Origin of the sequence: Paenibacillus qinlingensis (genome assembly GCF_031455095.1) — a bacterium.
Lineage (GTDB): Bacteria > Bacillota > Bacilli > Paenibacillales > NBRC-103111 > Paenibacillus_E > Paenibacillus_E qinlingensis_A.
The window spans coordinates 119,432-142,473 of sequence record NZ_JAVDSB010000014.1 but is presented as its reverse complement, the minus strand read 5'-3'; the positions used below and the strand labels follow the sequence as shown (position 1 = coordinate 142,473).

Sequence of the window (23,042 nt, the reverse complement as noted above, 5' to 3'; positions counted from 1 at the left end):
TCCTGTTCGGAAATGAGGGACATTTGCCATGCAAATAACATCGATTAATGTGGGGTTACCCCAAACAATAGCCTATCGAGGCAAAGAGCTGACTACAGGGATTTATAAGACCCCAGTCAGCTCCTCTTTGTTTGTATCCAAAATACAGATAGAAGGGGATGGGCAAGCGGATCTGACGGTTCATGGTGGCGTAGATAAAGCCATCTGTGTTTATCCGGAGGAGCATTATGCATACTGGGAAACGCTCAGAGGATATAAATTAGATGTGGCTACTTTTGGAGAAAATCTCACAATCCGCGGTCTTCAAGAGCATGAGGTGAGGATTGGGGATACATTTGCCATTGATGAGGTAATCGTTCAAGTCTCACAGCCTAGGCAGCCGTGTCATAAATTAGCTAAGCGTATGGATTGGCCAGAGGCTACGCTCCATGTTCAGGATACAGGTTATACCGGGTATTATTTTCGAGTGCTGCAAGAGGGCCGTATTTCTCCTCAGTCGGAGTTGAGACTCCTTGCTAGAGATGAAGCAGGGGTGACAGTTGCATACGCTAATCAGATTAAATACCATGATAAAAACAATATCGAAGGAGTTAAAAGAGTTCTAGGTGTCGAAGCACTTTCGACAAGTTGGAAGCAATCGTTTAGGAAACGATTGGCGGAGCTTGAGGTATGATGACTGGCGTTATTCTTGCTGGAGGCTTGAATCGCCGAATGGGCGGAAGGCCGAAGGCACTCCTACCTGTGCAAGGTGAGGCTATGCTGTTAAGACAACTGAAAGAAATGTCTCACAGCTGTGAGCAAATTATTGTCGTAACCAGTGAAGTAGAACCCTTGCAGCCTGTACTCGCGGGGTTAACCGTCGATATAGAAGTACTTTGTGTAAGGGATATCTATCCCCAGAAAGGACCTTTGAGCGGGATTCATGCTGCCTCCAAGGTAGCGCATTCGACTCACTTATGGATTGTTGGCTGCGATATGCCATTTATATCTGGCGATGCAGCAAAAGCTATGGTGGAGGTATGCCGAGATACGAATGTGGATGCTGTTATTCCCGAGTTAGAGGGTCGTTTGCACCCACTTCACGGCATCTATGGCCGAGATGTTGGACCAGAGGCTGAACTGCTGCTGCAGCAACAAAACTATCGATTAATGGGCTTATTAGACCACATAGATTGGCAGTCTGTTAATTTGGATTTTTTTGTTCAACGTGGGCTTCGAACGAATTTCGCTACCAATTTGAATACACCTGAAGAATATAAGGATATGTTAGATAATCTGTCATTGGAATAAGTGAGATACGTTGAAACCTAGGAAATTGTCAGAAAATATGCCATAATAGATAGAGAGAGAAGGTGAACTCCTATGCCAAAACTACTATTGGATCGTTTTGGGCGCATGCATGATTACCTGCGCATCTCAGTGACAGATCGATGTAATTTGCGTTGCGTCTATTGTATGCCGGAAGAAGGAATGGAATTTGAACCGGATGAGAAGCTGTTAACTTTTGATGAAATAACAGAAATTGTTCGTGTATTAGCTGGACTTGGTGTTCGTAAATTACGATTAACTGGCGGAGAGCCTCTTGTACGTAAAAACCTGGAGCAGCTGATTGGGAGGCTGTCTCAGATTCCCGGTATTGAAGATATTGCATTGACTACGAATGGGATTTATTTTGCGTCGCGTGCTGAGAAGCTGCGAGCTGCAGGGTTAACCCGTGTAAATATTAGCTTAGATTCATTAAGAGCAGACCGTTTCTCTTTGATCACCCGTGGTGGGGATATTCGTCGTGTGTTAGCCTCGATCGAAGAAGCGTACCGTGTAGGTATTACACCGATTAAGCTGAATGTGGTACTGATGAAAGGCATTAATGACGACGAAATTGCTGATTTCTTGCAAATGACGATTGAACGCCCGATTCAGGTGCGATTTATCGAATATATGCCAATCGGACATCAAGACGAGGATTGGAAAAATCGCTATTTATCTCTTACGACGGTTCTGGACCGCTGTAAGGAAATGGGCTGGGAAGCAACGGCCTCCACTGCGGTTTATGGCAATGGCCCTGCACAGAATTATCGCATAGAAGGTGCGTTAGGTTCATTCGGCCTGATTCACCCGATTAGTGATCACTTCTGTGAAACCTGTAATCGTCTGCGATTGACGGCTGATGGCAATATCAAGCCGTGCTTATATTGGTCGGATGAATTTAACGTACGTAAATATATTGGGGATGATGCAGCGGTGGAGGACCTGTTCTTCCGTGCGCTGGATATAAAACCACAAAATCATGAAATGGCTCAGGCTTTGATGAACGAAGAACAGTCGCATACACCAACTAATCGCCGGATGTCACAGATCGGCGGATAGCGTAACGGGGTACAGGGGGCATGGAATCAAGTGAACAGTGAAATGAAGCTAAGGTTTGGCAGGAAAGTAATCTCTGTTGAGGAAGCGCGAGCCGAACTATATGCCTACGTTATGCCCACTGAGACGGAGACGGTCTCGCTGCCCAAGTCCTTTGGCAGACGGTTGGCAAACGATATTTATGCCGACCATGCTGTTCCGCATTTTCGCCGATCCGGTGTGGATGGTTATGCGGTTCGCTCCGAGGATATTGCAACGGCGACGCAAGACTCACCGGTAGTCTTACGAGTCATTGAGCGGATTCCAAGCGGAACCATGCCCCAGCTTACGATTCGGGAGGGAACGGCTGCTCGTATCATGACGGGAGCGCCTGTGCCAGATGGCGCAGACGCGGTTGTGATGCTGGAGATGACAGATTCCTTGCAGGATGCATCTGTAGCTACTGGGGACGTCAAGGTGCGGATTAAGAAAAATGTGCAAGCAGCAAGTAATATTACGCCAATCGCTGGTGAGGTTGCACGTGGGGAGTTCGTGATTGCAGGTGGCTCACAAATTGGGCCAGGAGATGCTGCGATTCTGGCGACCTTCGGTTATTCGGAAGTTGAGGTGTACCGAAAGCCTAAGGTAGCGATATTCTCGACAGGTTCAGAGCTGTTACAAGTCGAACAGGAGATGCAACCAGGGAAAATACGTAACAGCAACAGCTACATGTTGGCTGCACAAGTAGAGGCAGCGGGCGGTTCAGCATGGATCATGCCAGCGCTTACGGATGATCCTGAAGAGGTGGAAGCCGCGCTTGCGGCAGTGCTGCCTGATGTTGATCTTATTTTGACTTCTGGTGGGGTCTCTGTAGGCGACTTTGACGTCGTCGTGGAGCTATTCGGTCGATTCGATGGTAAGCTATTGTTCAATAAGGTGGCGATGCGGCCAGGGACGCCAACAAGTGCGGCCTTATGGAAGGGCAAGCTGCTGATCGCATTGTCTGGTAATCCAGGAGCATCCTTTGTAGGCTTCGAGCTATTTGCAAAGCCAATTATTAAGAAAATGTTAGGGAGTCAATGCCCTGAGGCAAAAGCGTCTACTGCGTTTCTGGACGTGACTTATGATAAACCTTCTGCTTATCCCCGTTATATTCGGGGAACGTCACGTGTCGAGTCAGGAACCATCTGGGTGCAACCTGCGGGCATTGATAAGTCAAGTATCATGGTGTCGATTAAAGATGCGGATTGTTTGATTTGGTTGCCTCCTGGAGGACAAGGGTATCAGCGTGGTGATGGTGTGAGGATTTATACAACGCTTTGAACTTATATTTTTTATAGATAGATGAAAAAAAGCCCGCCGCTGAAGCTTCTATGATAGAAGTTTCAGATGGCTGGGCTTTTTTGCAATCTAACGAATTAACGGAAGATAGTCCTAGTAGAATGTAGCAAGAATGATAACCAACAGTACATAAAGAACAAGAATTACACCTACGGAATTTCCGTATCCTGGCGTTCCACCAACTACAGCTGACATAGTATCCCCTCCGGTTTTGAATGAATATGGGTTAAACACTATATAACATATGTAGGGCGAATACCTGTTGATTGGACGAATGCCCTTATTACATGGGAACATTCACCTACCAAAAAGAGCTGCCATTGTTTGATTCACAAGGAGCAGCTCTTCCAAGCAATTAATTAGGAATTTGGTACACTTTAATTTTCTGAATGCCGAAGCTTTGCAAAGATTTTCGCGAGCCAGGGATATAGATGTCCATTCGTTTTCCTTTAATGGCGCCACCGGTATCGGTTGCATAGACGTACATGCCGCCTTGCGGAAGACCATTAAACGAATAACCTTCGATGTAAAGTTTGGTACCAAGTGGAATAACGGATGGATCAACAGCAACTGTGCCGACTGCAAGTGGATTGCCCATGTAATCAAATGCGCCGTACCCACCGTTTTCAGAAGGATCTGCTGAATAAGCTGTAGACTCAAAAACTTGATAATCCGGTGCATGTTGCCCGCCATCTTTACTCAGAATAGCTAGTTTAGAGCTAGCATCCCAATGGACAGGTACACCTGCAGCTGTGGAAAGGAAGCGAAGCGGTACATAAACCCGTCCATTTTGATACTGGGAAGGGCCATCCAATTCGACAGTTTCCTGATCAATGCTGGCTTCTTTTTGACCTGAAACCAAGGTAATCGTATGTTTGTCGTTATTTAGAGTTACTTCAATCTGATTTCCATCTTTTTCCCAATTCACTGTATAACCAAGCTTCTCGGTTACGAACCGGAGCGGGACTTGGGTAATTTCGTTGCCATCCAGAAATGGCTGCGCATCAGGAAAATGGATGAGGTCATCGTTGACTTGCACTTTCACTTCCATTGCAGCTGCTTGAGCTGAAAATGGGGAAAGAAAGCCTCCTGCCAAAACTGTTAGTGAAACAGCCAGGCTAGTTAACCCTTTGGTAAGCTTATTCAATTGGTAATCCTCCTTCATGAGCCTTCGAGGTTAGTTGACGGGTTCGGGAAGAAGGTTCTCCCTAGTCTGCTCCAAGCCGAAGCAAATATTCACCCCAAGTATTTCGTCCCCCGTACCAGTGCCTTTATTTACGCACTAGACTCGGCTTCAAATATTTTATCATCATCGCTAGGCCTGAACAACGACCAAAATATGGTTGTACCGCTCTCATACTAGACTTAGGTCTAGGTTCAAAAACGGTCAATAGTCGGTTTTAGAACATCATTTATTAAGCTACGATAGGAGTATGATAAAGGATGAGGCTGAGGCTGAGGATGAGGGGCGATGTTGATATGAATGATAAGAAACAGGAAATTGATCCTACTAATATATTTGACCGTATCGGCAAGATGGCTGAAACCGTCTGGCAAGAGACTGTAGGCAAAACGAATCCAGGTACTGCGTATGCGGGGAACCATACGATCGTGCAGTTAGAGGAGCGCTATGAAGATGCGCTTCAGGCTACGATTGCGCTGCGCAGCAACATTGCTCGCGCAGAAGAAATGGCCCAGCTCCGCGCCGAGCAGGCGGAGCTTGCCATGCGTGCCGGCGAAGAGGATCTCGCGCGGCTGGCTCTGCAAGAGAAGCTGCGCGAGGAAGCCGCAGCTGAGCACTACCGCGCGCAGTACGCGAGCAGCCAGGACTTGTGCCTGGCGCTCGCAGAGGAACTGCGCGGGCTGCGTGCGGGGCACGCAGCCGAGGATGTGCAGCCGCGCAGCGGGCTGCACAGCAAAGAAGCTCGCGACACATGGCGCGAGCTGGAGGTCGCCGGCCGCGAGCTCGGCCGGGAAGCGCTGCAGGGGCTCCGCGTGGCGGGCCGCCTGTCGAAGGAAACGCTGAAGGAAGCCGGAGGCAACCTTCAGCATGAGCTGCGCGCGCTGCGTACCAAGCTGCAGCACGATTGGCAGCAAGAGCAGCGCGCTCGCGATGAGCGAGATCCGCATAACCGAAAATAGCGTTGGCGCTCGCTCCCGCAACTCGAAAAATTCAAGTTACAGCGGAAGAAAGAGGCCACTTAGGCGCCGCAACTCGAAAAATTCGAGTTAGGGCAGAAAAAAGAGGCCCCATGGGCGCCGCAACTCGAAAAATTCGAGTTAGGGCAGCAGTAAAGAGGCCCCATGGGTGCTGCAACTCGAAAAATTCGAGTTAGGGCAGCAGAAAGAGGCCCCATGGGCACTGCAACTCGAAAAATTCGAGTTAGTGCAGCAGAAAGAGGTCCCATGGGTGCTGCAACTCGAAAAATCCGAGTTAGGGCAGCAGTAAAGAGGCCCCATGCGCGTGACCTCCATGAAAGGCAAAGCCTTGCCCTATAAGGATTTGCATCTTGGAGGTCGTCCATTCTTATGGTATGCTAAGAATCGTATGAACGAAGACATGAAGCAGCAGCCAGAGGAGGTGCATCGATGGGAGAAGAAATGAAAAATAACCGCAGCCGAAATACAGCGCTTGTGCTGATTGCAGTCGGTGTTTTTTTGCTTCTAGATCATACTGTAGGCTTTTTTCCCATTGTGGCCGTAATCCTTATTTTGCTGGGCATTCACCGTGTTCGTTCACGCAAAGAACGCAAGGGTTATGTGCTGATGGGGATTGGTGCCGTCATTTTATTTGGTGATCATCTCACAATTGTCATTTCCGTTGTGTTGATTTCACTAGGTTTATTTTTCATTCGATCTAAGCAGGCTCATAAGGATGATACGTATATACAAAAGCAAAAGATTGTCGATAGTGTTCGCCTTGGTCGAGAACCGTGGATTCTAAGGAATACGTCGACGTGGTATTTGGTGGGGGAAACGTATATGGATCTCTCGCTCGCCATTCTAGAACAAAAGGAAACGACAGTTATCCTCCAGGGCGTTGTAGGGGATATTGATATTAAGGTACCTGATGATATCGGCGTTTCCGTAACAGCTTCTGTTATGTTCGGTCAGCTTCATATCGCGGAAGAACGTGAAACAGGCGTAATGAACAAAGTGGTGTGGCAATCGGAGAATTATCAATATTGCGACCATCGAGTGAAACTCGTGCTCTCTTATATCGTAGGAGATATCAAGGTCAAAGTAGTGTAACTTTGTAGAGATCGGAGATCACCACGTGGACGGCTACAAACGACGTTTAACGAATATGATATGGCGCAGCATGGGGGAGTCCATCCTCTTTAGCTTCGCTATTTTCGGTGCTATGCTTTATTTTTTGAATTCAAGAGATTTAATCGAACCCTTTACGAACTGGCAGCAGGGGGTCAAGTTTTCGTTCATGGCCCTGTTGATTCTAGGTGTAATTGGTGCGGTGTTCGGATATTGGAACAGCTCGAAGGTGACACGCAGACTTGAACCGATGATGGAAACGATGATTTTATTGGAAAAAGGGACATTTGCCCGTGAAGGATTTCAACACGGGGAAGATGATGAAATCGGACGCTTGGGTGAACAACTTAGCCGTATTATGAAGCGATGGGAGGAGCAAGTGACCTCACTCCAGCGGCTTTCCAATAGCAATGCAGAGCTTACGGAGAAAGCCAAGCTTACCGCGGTTATTGAAGAGCGCCAGCGGTTGGCACGCGAGCTGCATGATGCAGTGAGTCAGCAATTGTTTGCTATTTCGATGACGGCTACAGCCGTAGGCCGGACGTTGGATAAGGATTTTGAGAAGGCGAAGCGGCAGATTCATCTTATCGAGGAGATGGCCTCCGTGGCGCAATCCGAAATGAGAGCCTTATTGCTCCATCTGCGCCCTATTCATCTCGAAGGCAAGCGATTGTCTGAGGGACTTGTTGAGTTGTTAAAAGAGCTGGCTGCCAAGGTACCTATGGCGATTAGCTGGGATATGGATGAGGAAATTCGCTTAAATAAAGGAATCGAAGATCATTTGTTCCGGATCGTGCAAGAAGCACTTTCGAATGCCCTGCGTCATTCCAAAGCGAATAAGCTGGAAGTGAAGCTGCTGCATCGTTCAGACGGCATTCGCTTAGTGATTCGCGATGACGGCGTCGGCTTTGAGCTGGATGCGAAGAAGTTAACTTCCTATGGGATCGTGTCCATGAAGGAACGCGTGAACGAGATTGGCGGATCGGTTGATATTATTACGGCGCCTGAACGGGGCACCCGTATCGAGATTCGAGTACCAATTCTAGCAAGCGATGCTCAATTGATCGAGAATTAGCACTGTACATAGAGAGGGAGTAGCAAATGGACGACGCCTTAATCAAAGTACTACTTGTTGACGATCATGAAATGGTCAGAATTGGACTTGCAGCTGTTCTAGGGACGGAAGATGGCATTGAGGTCGTAGGCGAAGCGAGCAATGGTCATGATGGTATTCGTCTAGCGCAAGAATATCGTCCTGATGTCGTGTTGATGGACCTCGTCATGGAAGGCATGGACGGCATTGAAACGACAAGGAAATTATTGCAACTATACCCAGATTGCAAGGTCATTGTCTTGACTAGCTTCTTAGATGATGAGAAAATGTATCCAGTTATTGAAGCTGGTGCATTCAGCTATTTATTGAAAACCTCGCGAGCATCCGAAATCGCGCAAGCGATTAGAGCCGCGGCCAAAGGACAGTCGATTCTGGAGTCACAAGTTGCATCGAAAATTATGAATCGCTTCCGTCAACCGAAGCCAGCTGCGGAGCCGCATGAAGAATTAACGGACCGCGAGATGGAAGTACTTCGCTTGATCGCGAAAGGCAAGTCGAATCAAGAGCTAGCGGATGATTTATTTATCGGCGTGAAGACAGTGAAATTCCACGTCACTAACGTTTTGTCCAAGCTAGGCGTTGAAGATCGCACACAAGCGGCAATCTATGCCTTTAAGCACGGACTGGCGGAATAAGGCAAGGAGAGATAAGCTTGAATGTTGTCAAACAGATGTGGAGCTGGTTTGGTTCCATTGCGATTTCCTTTGTTTTAGTTGTATTTCTAGGTGTGTTTGTCTTTCAATCAACACGCGTTAGCGGACATTCCATGGATCCGACGTTACATGACAGCCAACGTGTGTATGTTTCGAAGCTTTCACATACGTTTCGCTATGAACCGAACTATGAAGACATTGTCATTATAGACTCTAGAGTGGAAATGAAACGGACTTTTAAAAATGATCTTATGGATAGCCCTTTGATTAGTCTATTTCTCCGAGGCGATGATAAGCATGTATGGATTAAGCGAGTGATAGGTAAGCCAGGTGATGAGCTGGAGCTTCGAGATAATAAGATGTACCGCAACGGTGAGCTTCTCGATGAGTCTTACATTAACGAGGAAATGAGAGCGAATGGGAATCGAAAGTGGAGTGTTCCTGCCGACCATATTTTCGTAATGGGGGATAATCGGAACAATAGCATGGATAGTCGTGTCATTGGCTTCATTCCAATTGACCATGTGTTAGGTAAAAAGTTATTCTAAATGGAAGAGGCTGTCTCCCCCGTAGATTATCTACTTGAGGGAGACAGCCTCTTGTCGCTTCTAGTGTGCCGTTAGTGGTTGTTAAAGATCACATCTTCGTGTCTAACAATAAGCCGCGTATTGGCACTGGCAAATAGGTTCTCAGCTGCGATTGATACTGCCCATATGGCTGAAGTGGTGAATCTGAAAGTTGAAACAAGGAAACGGCCGGTTGCTGCAGCAATCGGTCAATATTGCTTACTAACGAGCTTGCAAATTTGTTTAGTGTAAGTAAGTTTTGGCGATCCATGCCAATGGGTTGCTTTCGTTGCTCTTCGAGAACGTCAGCTTGCAGGACTAACTTTCCTTCGGTATTCTTGCTGATCCCGAGATCATGAAGTGTGGTAGAACCTGCGGCTCCTTCGAGACCTAGTAGCAGGGCATGACTTACGTAGTCAGGTGAGTCACCAAGTTGATCTTGCAAATCATTATAGGTATGAATAAAGGTTTGTATGTTGTCGGCGATGTTGGCTGATGAAGCTTCACTCAGTTCATGGGTGTTCATCGTTGGAGCTAGTGTTGAATGGACGAGCGACTGGGCTGATCTCTTCACGTTGTCCGCCGTTTGAACGAAGTTGGCTACGTCTTTGGCTGCTGTCTTTGCGAATTGTTTGTAGGCCAGCTGCTCAAACGGTAAATCCAACATACGCCGGATGGTAGTCGTCTTACCTCCAGCAACTCCGCTTACGGCTCCAACACGGTAATAATCCTTATGAGTCTGATACCTGTTCACCGCCATAACGGATGGATAAGCATTGATCATCTAGATCACCTCATTTCACATACGTTTAGTATATCATTTGCGTAGACTGGGGTAAATTGGTACTTGGGGGGTCAATTAAAGCATCACCAACATAAGATAGCATTATTGCTTCTTGTGGAGGCGGTGCTATGTGATACGCAAACGTTTGGCTACCATTGACGATGCTGCTATATATCGCTTAGTTGTTGAACAGTTAGTTCCTTTTTCCAGAATGTATCAGTCAGGCAATTCAGTGACCTTTTCTGAGATTCGTAAGCGATTGAATAGCAATAAAACTTTCGTCATCGCAAAAGGGTACAAACGGCCCTACGGGTTCATATCTGTGATTCGCAAATCGAGCAAGCTTTTTATTGATATGCTGGCTGTTGACCCGCGAGAGCAAGGGAAGGGGATTGGGCATACTCTTATGAAGGCGGCGGAAGACTATGGACGTAGTGAACGCTGCCAAATGCTTGAACTTTTTGTAGATGACAGTAACCCGAAAGCGATTCAATTTTATAGCAAAAGAGGATATGAGATTGATTCTTATGTACCCGAACTCAGCTGCTATCGCATGACGAAAAGGATGCAACGGTGAGAAAGTGGCTGTAGATGAGCTTAGCATCCACAGCCTTGATTTCCGTCATTCACTAAACATCGCGGCAATATAGTCGATTTGAATATCTACTGGGCCAGTAGGTCTGGTTTGAGGAGGTCCGCCAAACCGAATAAGTCCGAAAGATGAGAGTTGATCCTCATTGGTCAACGGAGCGGGTGTATCGGGTTGGACTTGTTTCTTTTTTGCCTTTTTCGTAAGGGTTGGCTTGCTGGTTTTGAGTGCGGATTTGACTTTCGCTGGTTGCTCATCATTTAAGATGAGTTTGTTTTTCTCAACGCGACTTACGATCCCATATATCTCTGAGCCATTCGATAAGTAAATAAGAACAGTCTTTCCGATCAGGTTTCTGCAGCTTTTCTCGGTGATTGGGTGAAAGGGTTGCATGACTAGAAGACACCTCCGTATTGGTATGTACTGTTAGCCTATGCCATGCGGTTTACAACGGTATAGACGAATGTCTAGTTTCTCATAAGAAAATGTTATGAGTTAAAGTGACTAGATAAGTTGAATAGCTTGACAATTTTAGGTATGCTAAGCATATTAACTAATCCTAATAGAGAAAGAATGATGCATAGATGAGTGGAGCTGTGTTTTATATTTTCGGAGCAACGGGAGATTTAGCGAAAAGAAAGTTGTTTCCAGCCTTTTATAGCCTTTATCGGGAAGGCAAACTTGGCGATAATTTTGCGGTAGTCGGTTTGGCTCGCAGACCGCGGACGAATGAGCAATTCCGTGATGATGTAAAAAATTCAATTCAAGAATTCGCTCGTTACAAAAATACGGATGCTGCTGAGTGGGAGAAGTTCGCTGGGCGTTTCGAATACATGTCCCTGGACATTAACAATGTTGCAGGATTCCATGAACTGAATGATCTGACAGCGAAGTTGGACGAGAAGTACCAAACAGGCGGCAATCGTTTGTTCTATTTGGCACTTGCACCAGAATTGTTCGGCAATGTTTCTTATAATTTAAGCGAAGGCGGTTTGCTCCAAACAGAGGGCTGGCATCGCTTAGTGATTGAGAAACCGTTCGGCTACGATTTGCCTTCGGCAGAGCGTTTGAATGGTCAGCTTCGTCAAGTGTTTGAAGAGAAGGACATTTATCGTATCGATCATTACCTAGGAAAAGAAATGGTCCAAAACATCGAGTTCGTTCGCTTCGCGAATGCTTTCTTCGAGCCGCTTTGGAACAATAAATACATAGCGAACATCCAGATCACGCTAAGTGAGACGGTTGGTGTAGAAGAGCGCGGTGGTTATTACGACCACTCTGGAGCTCTTCGCGATATGGGACAAAATCACATGCTGCAAATGCTGATGATGATGGCGATGGAACCGCCTAGCCGCCTGCATCCGGAGGATATTCGGGATGAGAAGGTGAAGGTGCTTCGCTCTCTTCGTCTGTTCGAAGATGGTGACGATGTACGTGCGAACGTAATTCGCGGTCAATATGCCGGCGGTTCTGCCAAAGGTAAAGCACTCACGGCATATCGTGAAGAGGATTCTGTCAATCCACAATCGACGACGGAAACTTATTTTGCTGCGCGTGTTCACGTGGATAATTTCCGCTGGGCGGGTGTGCCATTCTATATTCGTACGGGTAAAAGATTGCCGGTCAAAACGACAGAGGTTGTTGTAGAATTCAAGAACATTCCGAACAATGTCTACCTGGCTAAGAAGCATGAGATGGCGCCTAACCTACTTGTATTCCGAGTGAATCCGATGGAAGGCATCTACTTGAAAATGAATGCGAAGCAGCCAGGCTCAGAAGGTGTGATCGTACCTGTTGCGATGGACTTCTGCCAAAGCTGTCAAATCGGCATCAATACGCCAGAAGCTTACGAGCGCTTGCTCTATGATGCAACTCGCGGAGATTCTACCTATTTCACACGTTGGGATGAAGTTGCACTTGCATGGTCCTATGTGGATCGCATTGCAGCTGCATGGAGCGAACAGACAGAGGACCTTAAGCACTATCCTGCTGGCTCGTGGGGACCTGAAGAAGCGGCGAAGCTCTTGAGTGATGATGGCTTCAAGTGGTGGCCGATTAACGGTCAGAATGAAGGGGAAGTCGATTGGGAAACTGTTCAAAAAACAACCGTATTAGCTTAAAATAGGGTAGCTCATCCAACAGGCGATTACGGCCTGTTGGTTTTTTGCGTGTTGGTCCAAGCATAGTAAGAAATCCCGTGATGTCGCCTAGTCTGGACGACGTATATGACACAATTTGTGGTATACTAGTGTATATGGCCATTTTTTCATTTTATACACTAGAGGTGCATTGATGTCACGAAGAGCGTTTGTGCGATGGCTGCTCGCCATTGGGGCTGTTTTAGTAGGATTAAGTGCTTGGTTTAGTCTGCTGGTCAAGAAAAAATTCATTCCCGAAGAGCAGGCTGCTGCCGCTCCCGTGGCAACTGCGGAGCCTCCGCAGGCTAGTCCAGAACCCTCAGAGGAACCTCTGCCTCTTGGGCCGTTAATGTCCTTTTTTATCTTAAGTGATCTTCACGTGACGTCCGGTGATTCTCTTCCCAATAAGAAGCTTAGGCTGGCGTTAGACGATGTCACTCATTTCGATGGGCCTGTCGATGCCATTATGCTGACCGGCGATTTGACCGATACAGGAACGGAAGTTGACTACAAGGCATTGCGCGCAATCATGAATGATTATAAGCTTCCTCCCATTCATGGAAATATGGGAAATCATGATTATTACACGATTTGGATTAATAAAGCGAATAGCTGGGATCAAGACAAAGTCCCGAATGGTAAGAGCGATACTATAAGTAGAGAGCAGTTCAAAAAGTTTATGGGCTATACGTCCATTTATAATGATTTTACCGCTAACGGACACTCTATCTTATTGCTCTCACAGGAAGCTTACGTGCAAGAAAAGCCCGAAGTGGGTGAAGGTGCCTGGTACTCCGATGAACAAATGGCTTGGTTCAAGGGCAGAATGGGCAATTTATATAAACCAGGAAGACCTCTGTTTGTGATGACCCATCAACCACTGCCGCCTGTTGGCACCGATGGTGCTACGCACCAACTCATTCGGGCCATTCAGTTCCGAGAAACGTTGAAGCCTTACAAAAATGTATTCGTCTTCTGCGGGCATCGCCATCAGGATTTCCAGAATGGGACACCGCACTATATTCAAGAAACGTTCCATTATTTTCACAACGCTTCTGTGGGGAGAACGCTGAATCGTGCGTACCAACAGACGGCACAGGATAAAGCACAAGGCATTTATGTGCAAGTATTTGCGGATAAAGTGGTTGTACGCGGCAGGGAATTCAGTACTCGTAAGTTCATTGATGAAGCGAACTGGAGCGTTCCTTTGGAAAAAGCACACGCTTGATTCCGATGTAGTCTATATGTAAAAGAAGAAGGGAATAAACGAACACATGAAAACGCAACTCACCAAAATTCTCGAAACGGAAGTCGCAAAAAGACGGACGTTCGCGATTATTTCTCACCCGGATGCGGGGAAAACCACATTAACAGAGAAATTGCTCCTATTCGGGGGCGCTATTCGTTTAGCAGGAACGGTTAAAGGACGTAAAGCAAGTAAGCATGCTACATCAGACTGGATGGAAATTGAGAAGCAGCGTGGTATCTCCGTAACGTCAAGTGTGATGCAATTCGACTACGAAGGTCACCGCGTCAACATTCTGGATACGCCTGGTCACCAAGATTTCAGTGAGGACACCTATCGTACGTTGACTGCCGCCGATAGCGCGGTCATGTTGATTGACGTTGCCAAAGGGGTCGAGACCCAAACGAAGAAGTTGTTCCAAGTATGTCGTATGCGTGGGATTCCCATTTTCACCTTCGTCAATAAATTGGACCGTGAAGGCCGTGATCCGTTCGAGTTGTTAGAAGAGCTTGAAGAGGTGCTCGGCATTCGTTCTTATCCGATGAACTGGCCAATTGGTTCAGGTAAGCAATTCTGTGGCGTATATGACCGCGGAAAATCGCAATTGGAACTATATCAAGGCGATGACCATAGAGAGATCGAAGTCCGCAAGGTAGATGGCGTAGAAGATCCATTAGTGAAGCAAATCGCAGGTGATTTCCTACACAAGCAATTGTGCGGTGATATCGAGCTGCTCGATGTCGCGGGTGATCCTTTTGATATGGAAAAGGTCATGAAGGGTGAACTTACTCCTGTATTCTTCGGAAGTGCGGTTAACAACTTCGGTGTCCAAACGTTTCTAGAGAACTTCTTACAGCTTGCACCTCAGCCAGAGCCGCGCACAAGTACTGCTGGGGTGATTGAACCTACAAGAGAGAAATTCTCGGGCTATGTATTCAAAATTCAAGCGAACATGAACCCTGCCCACCGTGATCGCGTAGCTTTCTTGCGTATCGTTTCCGGTAAGTTCGAACGCGGGATGTCCGTTAAGCATGTAAGGCTAGGGAAGGATATCAAGCTGGCACAGCCGCAGCAATTCCTAGCACAAGATCGTGATATCGTGGAAGAAGCGTTCCCGGGCGATATCATTGGTCTGTTCGATCCAGGTATTTTCCGCATTGGTGATTCCTTGAGCGAAGGCGAAGAGGTCGTTTTCGATGAACTGCCAACGTTCTCACCAGAGCTATTCAGCAAGGTGTCGATCAAGAATGCTTTGAAACAAAAGCAGTTCCTGAAAGGGATCGATCAGTTGACGGAAGAAGGGATGATCCAAGTCTTCACGACGATTGGTTTCGAGGACATGATTCTTGGCGTCGTAGGCCAACTTCAATTTGAAGTACTGGAGCATCGAATGAAATCCGAGTATGGTGTGGATATTCTTTTGCAACGTCAGAATTATCAATTCGCACGTTGGATTATCGATGATAGAATCGATCCAGCTAAATTCCGCATTAATTCCCAATTGGTAAAAGATAAGAAAGGGAATTTCGTAGGCTTGTTCGAAAGTGAATACGCGCTTCGCTCTTCCATTGACAAAAATCCAAGCGCACAGTTCTTAACGAGTGCGCCCTAATAAATAAAGAAGAGGCTCTTCCTGATGATTTCAGGGGGAGTCTCTTCTTGTCTTTTTGTCGCCAATGCTCGCTTGCCTTCATACACTAGGATGGGGTGAATTCTAAGCTGGAGGCTAGGTATGAAGAAGCGTATAAATAGGAGTCCAAAGAAAGTGTTACCTTTAAGTAGAGCGAGATATGTTAGCAGCAAAATCGGAAAAACCAAGGCCGTCGAGTCGGTTGAATCACTTCGTAAGTATGTACCCAGCACGATGCGAATGACAAAAACAAGCTTAGAACACATGCTGAATAAATATAAAATGGTCTATATTAAACCCAATATAGGGATGTGTGGAAACGGTGTTATTCGAATTGAGTTAGCAGGGGATGACGCAGATTTAGCCTATTCCTACCAGTCGGGGGTTACACGTAAAAGGTTCAAAAGCTTTGACGACATGTTTACATCACTCCACAAGTTGACGAGGAAACGGCATTATTTAGTACAGAAGGGCATTCATTTGTTGACTCATAAAGGGAACCGCTTTGATCTCCGAGTGATGGTACAGCAAACACCAGCTCGTACTTGGGAGACAACAGGGGTGATTGGCCGTGTGGCACATCCAACAAAGATTGTGACGAACTTTCATAACGGGGGTACACTGAAATCGGTAGATACCTTATTGATGAGATATTTGGCTCCAACAGAACGGAACAAGTATGTGAAACAGCTGCATGTCATGGGCGTCATGGTGGCCAAAGCGATCAATGCAAGGTATAGAGGGGTAAAAGAAGTAGGTGTCGATATTGCCGTAGACAAGGAACTGAATCCCTGGATTCTAGAAGTGAATACGAGCCCGGATCCCTACATTTTTCGGAGACTTACCGATAAGCGCATTTATGCCAAAATCAGAAGATATGCCAAAGCTTACGGCCGGTTATGAAATCATAACCGGTCTGTTGTCATACATATGAAAGGTTTGTTCAATCTCATAAGCGGAAACAGGGGGACTAAGCAAGAAGCCTTGAATCGTTGTGCAGGTCGTTTCTTTGAGAATATCAAGCTGCCCCACATCTTCAACCCCTTCGGCGACGACTTGGATATTGAGCGCATGGCCGAGGTGAATGATGGCATTCGTAATCGCTAAATCATTGGAATTGCTTTGAATGTTTTTCACGAAGGAACGGTCAATTTTGAGGCAATGAATCGGAAATTCCTTTAAGTAATTGAGGGACGAGTATCCAATGCCAAAGTCATCGATGGAGATGGAGATTCCTTTGGCACAGAGCTTATCAAGGACAGCGATGGTTTTGTCCATATTTTGCATAATAGAGCTTTCAGTAATTTCGAACTCTAGGTAAGAAGGATGAATACCTGTTTGTTCAATGATGCGAATGGCTTTGTCCGCGAAGCTTTCATCTTGAAACTGGCAGGGGGAAATGTTGACGGCGACTTGATAATCGAGCTTATCTTGGGCTAGCCATCGTGCTTTCTGAAGGCAAGCTTCCCGTAACACCCATTCTCCTAGCTGTATAATAAGACCGGATTCTTCCGCAATCGGGATGAAATCAGCTGGAGCAATCATGCCGTATAGGGGATGATTCCAACGCACCAAGGCTTCAAGGCAGCTAATGTGCCCTGTAGACAGCTCAAGGCGAGGTTGGTAGTATAAACAAAGTTGATTCTCTGTGATCGCTTTGCGGAGGTCGGTCTCCATGTGAATCTGACTTGTGAACCGTGGTAGTAAAGGCATAGCCTGGAAAGTAATTAATTTATTCTTACCTGTTTGTTTGGCCATGAGGAGCGCTTGCTCAGCTTGGAGGAAGACTTGCGCTACATTATCAGGTGTTATCGTAAGGTCATTCAGACCGAAGCTTGCACGAAGAAAGCAGTCCTGACCCTGGTAGGTAAAGGGGGATTCAAAAATCTGTTGAACGCGATGCAGGGCAGTTTCAAGTTGTTTCTCTGTCTGTGCCCGAAGAAGGAGCGTGTATTCATCATCGCCAGATCGTACGACAAGATCGATCTGATCTAAGGCTTTTAATCTGCGGCCTAATTCTTGTAATAGATGGTCCCCGCAATCGTATCCAAGTGAGGTATTAACTTGCCGGAAACGATCAATATCGAAAACAAGACATGCACGAACATGTGAATTGGAGGAGTTATAATACTTTCGAACAGCATGCTCTAATTGGGCGAGGAGCTGTCCGCGAGTGTGAAGTCGAGTGATTTGTGATCTGCTTTTGAGAGCATCGATCGTTGAAGTCGCAGTAAACTGAAGATGGCGCCAGATTGCTTTCATTTGCTATCACTCATTCCCATCTCATAGTTGTCCCAATACCCTTTATCATAAGGCTCTAAGAGGATTTTCACAATATTAAGAGTTTGCTTTTATGACAATAAATGGACTTTTTTTTCGTATTTCTTTATGAAAATTTAATGAAAATGTCGAAAAATGCGGAAAAGCGGAATGGAAGAAAATATTGGATTTTATATTGACAGAAACAACCTATGATGAGAGAATGTACGCGTGTACATTTTACATGTAAATGAGCGGAAGGGAGCCAATCAACATGGTAACGAGAAAAGAGGTTGCCGAGTTAGCCAAAGTATCAGAGGCGACCGTATCTCGCGTGTTCAATGGACTCGGTCCGATGAAGCCTGCAACTAAAGAACGTGTGCTAGAAGCGGCAAAAGTACTGGGCTACCATCCGAATGCGATTGCGCAAAGCTTCGCTCGCAGAAGAAGTGGCAATCTAGGCGTGGTACTTCCGTATATGCCAAAGGTGCATCTGTTTTCGGCCTATTATTTTGCAGAAATATTAAGCGGGATCGGGGAGCAGGTTCGGGAGCAAGGCTATGACATGTTGCTGTCCCTGCTAGCACCGGATGACGACTTGGATTATGGCCGGTTATATCGTTCGCAGAAGGTGGATGCTTGCGTCATCCTTGGGGCGAGAGATACCGAAGCTCAGCGAAGTTCATTACTGCAATTGCAGGAGCAGGGACTTCCGTTTTGCTTAGTTAATCAACGATTCGAAGGATTATCCTTCCTTGAAGTTGATGCGGATCATGTGGAGGGGAGCTATCAGGCGGTACGCCATTTGTTGGATGAAGGCTATCGAAAGATTGCCTTTCTCAACGGTTCTCCCCAGTATTCCAATTCGATGGACAGACTTCATGGGTATCAAAAGGCAACGCTGGAAGCGGGCTTACCGATAGACCTTTCGCTGCAGTTTGAGGGGAACTACAGCCGTACTAGTGGCTATGAGGCTGCGGCACAGATATGGGAGAACCGAGATCAGGTAGAAGCCATATTTGCAGCTAATGATCGCATGGCGATTGGCTTGCTGCAAGGACTTCGTGAACGCGGCTGGATCGCAGGGCGAGATTTTGCCGTCATCGGGTGCGATGACTCCGATGCTGCCAAGCTAAGTGATCCGCCGCTCAGCAGCATTAAAGTGCCCTTTTTTGAGATGGGCAAGCAGGCGGCACGTGCAGTGCTTGCGACTGTCGGGGGAGCGGGCGAGGCTCAGCTGCAGGTTAAGCTGCCGACGGAAGTGAAGATTAGGCAGTCTTCGAAGTCTGGGGTATGGAGAGTTGGTAGTTAGGGTGTTGGCAGAAATAACTGGATTTCCTGTAGGTAATTAGGTTGGAATTGGCTTATTTGGAGGTTTAGATGGATTTTATACAGTTAATTTCGTGGATTTGCTTATAAAGGAGTAGAAAGCGAATTATTAACTGTATGTTTTCCAGTTAGATTGAAAAATCAGTTGGTTACTGGCAGAAATAGATGTATGTTTTCCAGTTATTTGGTGGTCGACGGGTAGGCGTTGAGTTGGTGAGGAGTGCTGAGTGTAGGGTGCAGAGCAAAGGGTAAAGAGTAAAGAGTGAAGATTGGAAGCGATTGCGAGTGGCAAGGCACTAGATAGTAAACACACTTGGGAGGCGTGAATCCGATGAAGAAAACGTTCAATGTTGGGATGATTGGCTATAAATTTATGGGAAAAGCACATAGTCATGCTTATAAAGATTTACCGATGTTCTTTCCACAGACGGCGATTCCCAAGATGAAGCTCATCTGTGGTCGCGATGAAAGCGGTGTTCGTCAGGCGACGGAGCAATTCGGCTGGGACGGGTACGTGACAGATTGGCGCGAGCTGGTGACGAACCCTGAGATCGACATCGTCGATATCAATGCGCCAAGCGATGCGCACAAGGAGATTGCCTTGGCGGCGGCGAAGGCCGGCAAGCATCTGTTCTGCGAGAAGCCGCTGGCACTGACCCTTGCGGATGCAAGGGAGATGCTCGAAGCGGCTGAAGAGGCTGGGGTGAAGCACATGGTCGGCTTCAACTATCGTTTTGCACCTGCGGTACAACTGGCGAAGAAGCTCGTGGAGAGCGGCCGTCTCGGCCAGATCTATCACTTCCGCGCGTGGTTCCTGCAGGATTGGATCGTCGATCCGACGTTCCCTTTGGTATGGCGTTTGCAGAAGGAGATAGCGGGATCAGGATCACATGGCGATCTAGGCGCGCATCTCATCGATCTTGCGCACTTCCTCGTAGGCGATATGACCGAGGTAATCGGGATGAGTGAAACGTTCGTGAAAGAGCGTCCATTGCCGACATCGATGACGGGGCTTAGTGCCAAAGGCAGCAAAGATGCGCCGCATGGTCCTGTGACGGTAGATGATGCGACATTATTCATGGCTCGCTTCGCGAATGGCGCTTTAGGCAGCTTCGAGGCAACGAGATTTGCTCCCGGGCACCGGTGTACGAACTCTTTTGAAATTAATGGCAGTAAAGGCAGCGTAAAATTCGATTTCGAGCGATTGAATGAGTTACAGGTGTATTTTACAAGTGATGATGAGGATGTTCAGGGCTTCAGACGTGTTCTTGCAACAGATGCCGCGCATGCGTATATGGATGCTTGGTGGCCAGCCGGACATACGATTGGGTATGAACATACTTTTGTACATGAAGTTGTAGAGTTGATGACAGCGCTTTCTGAAGACCGGCAGCCGGTTCCGAATTTCGTGGATGGTGTGAAATGCCAAGAGGTGTTGGAAGCCGTGGATCAATCGATTGCTCAGCGCCGATGGGTGAGTATTAGCGAAGTATAGATAGGGAGAGGAGCGGTTGCGATGAGTCAGAAACAAGCATTGATTGTATGGGGTGGCTGGGATGGTCATCAACCCGAAGAGGTAGCAGGGATTTTTGCAGGGGTATTGCGTGAAGAGGGGTACGGCGTAGAAGTCTCAGATACGTTGGACAGCTTCCGTGATGAGGAGCGCCTAGCGAGTATCGATCTTATTGTTCCTGTGTGGACCATGGGCAAAATTGAAAAAGAGCAGCTAACGCCTTTAATTAACGCGGTTCAGGTAGGCGGAACAGGCATTGCAGGCTGTCATGGCGGAATGGCGGATTCTTTTCGAAATGAAGTGAATTACCAGTATATGATTGGCGGCCAATGGGTGGCGCATCCTGGTAATGATGGCGTTACGTATACGGTTCGTATGAAAGACAGTGAGCAGCCACTGACTGCGGGTATTGGTGATTTTGTCGTTGTCTCCGAGAAATATTACATGCATGTAGATCCAGCCATTAAAGTTCACGCAGTGACAGATTTTGATGATGTGGAGATGCCGGTCGTTTGGACGAAAACGTTCGGGGCAGGCAAAGTCTATTACAATTCACTGGGGCATCAAGCTAACATTGTACGCATGCCCGAAACGCTGGAATTAATGAGACGCGGGTTGCTATGGGCGACACGATAATCAAATAGGGGGAAATAAAACGATGAACAAGATGAAGGTTGGTATCATAGGTTGTGGAAATATAAGCGCGGCTTATATGAAAAATATCCCTACTTTTGCCCATTTGGAATTAATCGCTTGTGCTGATATTGATGTGAGCAAAGCGCATGCGCGGGCTGAAGAGTTTGCCATTCCTCACGCTTATACCGTAGAGCAATTATTGAATGATCCGAATGTGGATATTGTGATCAACTTAACGATCCCAGCTGTACACGCTCAGGTATGTATACAAATCCTAGAAGCGGGCAAACACGCTTATGTTGAGAAGCCGCTGGCGGTTACTCGCGAAGAAGGATTGCAAATTCTTGAAGTAGCTCAACGCAAAGGACTTCTGATTGGCAGTGCGCCTGATACTTTCCTTGGCGGCGGGATTCAAACAGCGATCAAGCTGATTGAAGATGGCTGGATTGGTAAACCGATTGCCGCTACAGCGTTCATGATGGGCAAAGGGCATGAGCACTGGCATCCAGACCCAGAGTTTTACTATGCCAAAGGCGGCGGGCCGATGTTCGACATGGGGCCTTACTACTTAACAGCGTTGGTGGCTTTGCTTGGGCCGATTCGCCGTGTAACAGGTTCAACGGCAGTTAGCTTTCCGGAGAGGACGATCTCGAGTGAGAAGAAGCGTGGGCAACGAATAAAAGTGGAAACACCTACTCATGTTGCTGGGGTCATCGATTTCCATAACGGTGCAATCGCAACACTCGTGACCAGTTTTGATATTATGGCCGGTACGCAACTGCCACACATCGAAATCTACGGCAGCCATGGCTCATTGAGTGTGCCTAACCCGAATATTTTCGGTGGGGAAGTGCTGATTCGTAAACCTGGTTCATCCAATTATGAACCCATTCCACTCTCACATGGCTACATCGATAATAGCCGCGGCTTAGGGGTTGCAGCAATGGCGCAGGCGCTGATTACGGGAGATAGCTCAGCACATCGCGCGAATGGCGAGCTTGCCTATCATGTGCTTGAAGCGATGCATGGGTTCCATGATGCTTCTGATTCGGGCCAACATTATGTGATGCGCAGCAGCTGTGAGAAGCCGGCGGCGATGAATCCGTATACGGTTCTTTAGTTTAGTTGAAGGTCCTGAGTGATCCTCCTCGTATTAGCGAGGGGGATTTTTTAATTTACAAGTGAAAAACAAGCAAAGGAATGCCGCAGCATCCCCCAGCTTTATTGAAACATGCGATGGTCCGTGTAAGGAACATAGTCGTGTTAAGGAAGATGTGCCTTCAAAGTTTCTACTAGTGTGTCCTGTGTGCTTGCTTCGGTATGCTGCCATATAATTTCGAAAAGTACACCTAGTCCAGGTAAAACCTTTTCTTCTCCACCGATGGAATCTTCGATAACTTCCTTCAGTTCTTCCGGTGTTTTGTTCTGAACTCGCTGGTGAATGGCTTGTCTTAAGGTAATATTCATTCAAGGACCTCGCTTCCATTTCATTCTCGCTATTAATATGTGCAGTTGAAGATGGCTTCATCCTTCCCACACTTCGCCAATGCATGTTGCTGGGCATGTCACGTGAAGTGAGCAATGTGTTCATGTATGATATACTGTAAGGGATATATTCTTGGGAATATGGA

Annotated in this window: 26 protein-coding genes and 1 riboswitch; of the genes, 20 read left to right on the top strand and 6 right to left on the bottom strand. The window is 47.0% G+C overall.

Features of this window, described 5'->3' with window-relative positions; all coding sequences use genetic code 11:
* Positions 1-28 precede the first annotated feature (28 nt).
* From J2736_RS26670 to J2736_RS26655, 4 genes are all read left to right on the top strand, one after another.
* On the top strand, positions 29-673 hold the full coding sequence (locus J2736_RS26670; RefSeq protein WP_310501631.1) for an MOSC domain-containing protein: 645 nt from the start codon (positions 29-31) through the stop codon (positions 671-673).
* Positions 670-1,290: a molybdenum cofactor guanylyltransferase gene (gene mobA, locus J2736_RS26665; RefSeq protein WP_310501630.1), complete on the top strand. Its 621-nt coding sequence runs from the start codon at positions 670-672 to the stop codon at positions 1,288-1,290. The genes J2736_RS26670 and mobA overlap by 4 nt, the downstream gene beginning before the upstream one ends.
* Positions 1,291-1,362: 72 nt before the next feature.
* Positions 1,363-2,367 (top strand): GTP 3',8-cyclase MoaA, encoded by a 1,005-nt coding sequence (gene moaA / locus J2736_RS26660; protein WP_310501629.1) that lies wholly within the window; start codon positions 1,363-1,365, stop codon positions 2,365-2,367.
* A gap of 30 nt (positions 2,368-2,397) precedes the next feature.
* Positions 2,398-3,666, top strand: coding sequence for a molybdopterin molybdotransferase MoeA (locus tag J2736_RS26655; RefSeq protein ID WP_310501628.1), 1,269 nt, complete (start codon positions 2,398-2,400; stop codon positions 3,664-3,666).
* 111 nt (positions 3,667-3,777) lie between these two features.
* On the opposite strand, the gene J2736_RS26650 is transcribed toward J2736_RS26655, so the two are convergent.
* Positions 3,778-3,879: a sporulation protein YjcZ gene (locus J2736_RS26650; protein WP_310501627.1), complete on the bottom strand. Its 102-nt coding sequence runs from the start codon at positions 3,877-3,879 to the stop codon at positions 3,778-3,780.
* Positions 3,880-4,039: 160 nt separating this feature from the next.
* The gene (locus tag J2736_RS26645) at positions 4,040-4,831 is read right to left on the bottom strand and encodes a stalk domain-containing protein (protein WP_310501626.1); all 792 of its coding nucleotides are present in this window, start codon (positions 4,829-4,831) and stop codon (positions 4,040-4,042) included.
* A 4-nt stretch (positions 4,832-4,835) separates the two neighbouring features.
* Positions 4,836-4,988: riboswitch (cyclic di-AMP (ydaO/yuaA leader) on the bottom strand.
* 175 nt (positions 4,989-5,163) lie between these two features.
* On the opposite strand from J2736_RS26645, the gene J2736_RS26640 reads away from it, so the two are divergent.
* The 7 genes from J2736_RS26640 to lepB all read left to right on the top strand — a co-directional run bounded on the left by J2736_RS26640 (position 5,164) and on the right by lepB (position 9,269).
* On the top strand, positions 5,164-5,826 hold the full coding sequence (locus J2736_RS26640; protein ID WP_310501625.1) for a PspA/IM30 family protein: 663 nt from the start codon (positions 5,164-5,166) through the stop codon (positions 5,824-5,826).
* A gap of 166 nt (positions 5,827-5,992) precedes the next feature.
* A complete protein-coding gene (locus J2736_RS26635; protein ID WP_310501624.1) occupies positions 5,993-6,133 on the top strand; it encodes a hypothetical protein in 141 nt (46 codons plus the stop codon).
* A 15-nt stretch (positions 6,134-6,148) separates the two neighbouring features.
* The gene (locus J2736_RS26630) at positions 6,149-6,289 is read left to right on the top strand and encodes a hypothetical protein (protein ID WP_310501623.1); all 141 of its coding nucleotides are present in this window, start codon (positions 6,149-6,151) and stop codon (positions 6,287-6,289) included.
* Positions 6,274-6,936: a cell wall-active antibiotics response protein LiaF gene (gene liaF, locus J2736_RS26625; RefSeq protein ID WP_310501622.1), complete on the top strand. Its 663-nt coding sequence runs from the start codon at positions 6,274-6,276 to the stop codon at positions 6,934-6,936. The genes J2736_RS26630 and liaF overlap by 16 nt, the downstream gene beginning before the upstream one ends.
* Positions 6,937-6,961: 25 nt before the next feature.
* On the top strand, positions 6,962-8,029 hold the full coding sequence (locus J2736_RS26620; protein ID WP_310501621.1) for a sensor histidine kinase: 1,068 nt from the start codon (positions 6,962-6,964) through the stop codon (positions 8,027-8,029).
* Positions 8,030-8,055: 26 nt separating this feature from the next.
* Complete coding sequence (locus tag J2736_RS26615) at positions 8,056-8,703, top strand: response regulator transcription factor (protein ID WP_310501620.1); 648 nt, start codon at positions 8,056-8,058, stop codon at positions 8,701-8,703.
* Between the two features lie 35 nt (positions 8,704-8,738).
* On the top strand, positions 8,739-9,269 hold the full coding sequence (lepB, locus tag J2736_RS26610) for a signal peptidase I (RefSeq protein ID WP_310501647.1): 531 nt from the start codon (positions 8,739-8,741) through the stop codon (positions 9,267-9,269).
* 88 nt (positions 9,270-9,357) lie between these two features.
* Here the strand turns inward: lepB and J2736_RS26605 are convergent, their stop codons facing one another.
* Complete coding sequence (locus tag J2736_RS26605) at positions 9,358-10,071, bottom strand: hypothetical protein (RefSeq protein WP_310501619.1); 714 nt, start codon at positions 10,069-10,071, stop codon at positions 9,358-9,360.
* 130 nt (positions 10,072-10,201) lie between these two features.
* Between J2736_RS26605 and J2736_RS26600 the strand changes: the two genes are divergently transcribed.
* Complete coding sequence (locus J2736_RS26600) at positions 10,202-10,648, top strand: GNAT family N-acetyltransferase (RefSeq protein WP_310501618.1); 447 nt, start codon at positions 10,202-10,204, stop codon at positions 10,646-10,648.
* A gap of 45 nt (positions 10,649-10,693) precedes the next feature.
* Here J2736_RS26600 and J2736_RS26595 read toward each other — a convergent pair whose 3' ends face one another.
* Positions 10,694-11,053, bottom strand: coding sequence for a hypothetical protein (locus tag J2736_RS26595; RefSeq protein WP_310501617.1), 360 nt, complete (start codon positions 11,051-11,053; stop codon positions 10,694-10,696).
* Positions 11,054-11,244: 191 nt separating this feature from the next.
* Between J2736_RS26595 and zwf the strand changes: the two genes are divergently transcribed.
* From zwf to J2736_RS26575, 4 genes are all read left to right on the top strand, one after another.
* A complete protein-coding gene (gene zwf, locus J2736_RS26590; RefSeq protein WP_310501616.1) occupies positions 11,245-12,780 on the top strand; it encodes a glucose-6-phosphate dehydrogenase in 1,536 nt (511 codons plus the stop codon).
* A gap of 172 nt (positions 12,781-12,952) precedes the next feature.
* A complete protein-coding gene (locus J2736_RS26585; protein WP_310501615.1) occupies positions 12,953-14,026 on the top strand; it encodes a metallophosphoesterase family protein in 1,074 nt (357 codons plus the stop codon).
* Positions 14,027-14,072: 46 nt separating this feature from the next.
* The gene (locus J2736_RS26580; RefSeq protein ID WP_310501614.1) at positions 14,073-15,656 is read left to right on the top strand and encodes a peptide chain release factor 3; all 1,584 of its coding nucleotides are present in this window, start codon (positions 14,073-14,075) and stop codon (positions 15,654-15,656) included.
* A gap of 120 nt (positions 15,657-15,776) precedes the next feature.
* The gene (locus tag J2736_RS26575; RefSeq protein ID WP_310501613.1) at positions 15,777-16,577 is read left to right on the top strand and encodes a YheC/YheD family protein; all 801 of its coding nucleotides are present in this window, start codon (positions 15,777-15,779) and stop codon (positions 16,575-16,577) included.
* Here J2736_RS26575 and J2736_RS26570 read toward each other — a convergent pair.
* The gene (locus J2736_RS26570) at positions 16,572-17,936 is read right to left on the bottom strand and encodes a putative bifunctional diguanylate cyclase/phosphodiesterase (protein ID WP_310501612.1); all 1,365 of its coding nucleotides are present in this window, start codon (positions 17,934-17,936) and stop codon (positions 16,572-16,574) included. The two genes, J2736_RS26575 and J2736_RS26570, sit on opposite strands and share 6 nt — an antisense overlap.
* Before the next feature lie 271 nt (positions 17,937-18,207).
* Here J2736_RS26570 and J2736_RS26565 point away from each other — a divergent pair, with 271 nt between their 5' ends.
* The 4 genes from J2736_RS26565 (at position 18,208) to J2736_RS26550 (ending at position 22,531) form a co-directional block, all read left to right on the top strand.
* Positions 18,208-19,245: a LacI family DNA-binding transcriptional regulator gene (locus J2736_RS26565; RefSeq protein WP_310501611.1), complete on the top strand. Its 1,038-nt coding sequence runs from the start codon at positions 18,208-18,210 to the stop codon at positions 19,243-19,245.
* Between the two features lie 348 nt (positions 19,246-19,593).
* A complete protein-coding gene (locus tag J2736_RS26560) occupies positions 19,594-20,757 on the top strand; it encodes a Gfo/Idh/MocA family protein (protein WP_310501610.1) in 1,164 nt (387 codons plus the stop codon).
* A 21-nt stretch (positions 20,758-20,778) separates the two neighbouring features.
* Positions 20,779-21,411 carry a ThuA domain-containing protein gene (locus J2736_RS26555; RefSeq protein ID WP_310501609.1) on the top strand — a complete coding sequence of 211 codons (633 nt, stop codon included), beginning with the start codon at positions 20,779-20,781 and terminating at the stop codon, positions 21,409-21,411.
* A 22-nt stretch (positions 21,412-21,433) separates the two neighbouring features.
* The gene (locus J2736_RS26550; protein ID WP_310501608.1) at positions 21,434-22,531 is read left to right on the top strand and encodes a Gfo/Idh/MocA family protein; all 1,098 of its coding nucleotides are present in this window, start codon (positions 21,434-21,436) and stop codon (positions 22,529-22,531) included.
* Between the two features lie 143 nt (positions 22,532-22,674).
* Here J2736_RS26550 and sspI read toward each other — a convergent pair whose 3' ends face one another.
* Positions 22,675-22,878, bottom strand: a complete 204-nt coding sequence (sspI, locus tag J2736_RS26545; RefSeq protein ID WP_310501607.1) for a small acid-soluble spore protein SspI — start codon at positions 22,876-22,878, stop codon at positions 22,675-22,677.
* Between the last annotated feature and the right edge of the window lie 164 nt (positions 22,879-23,042).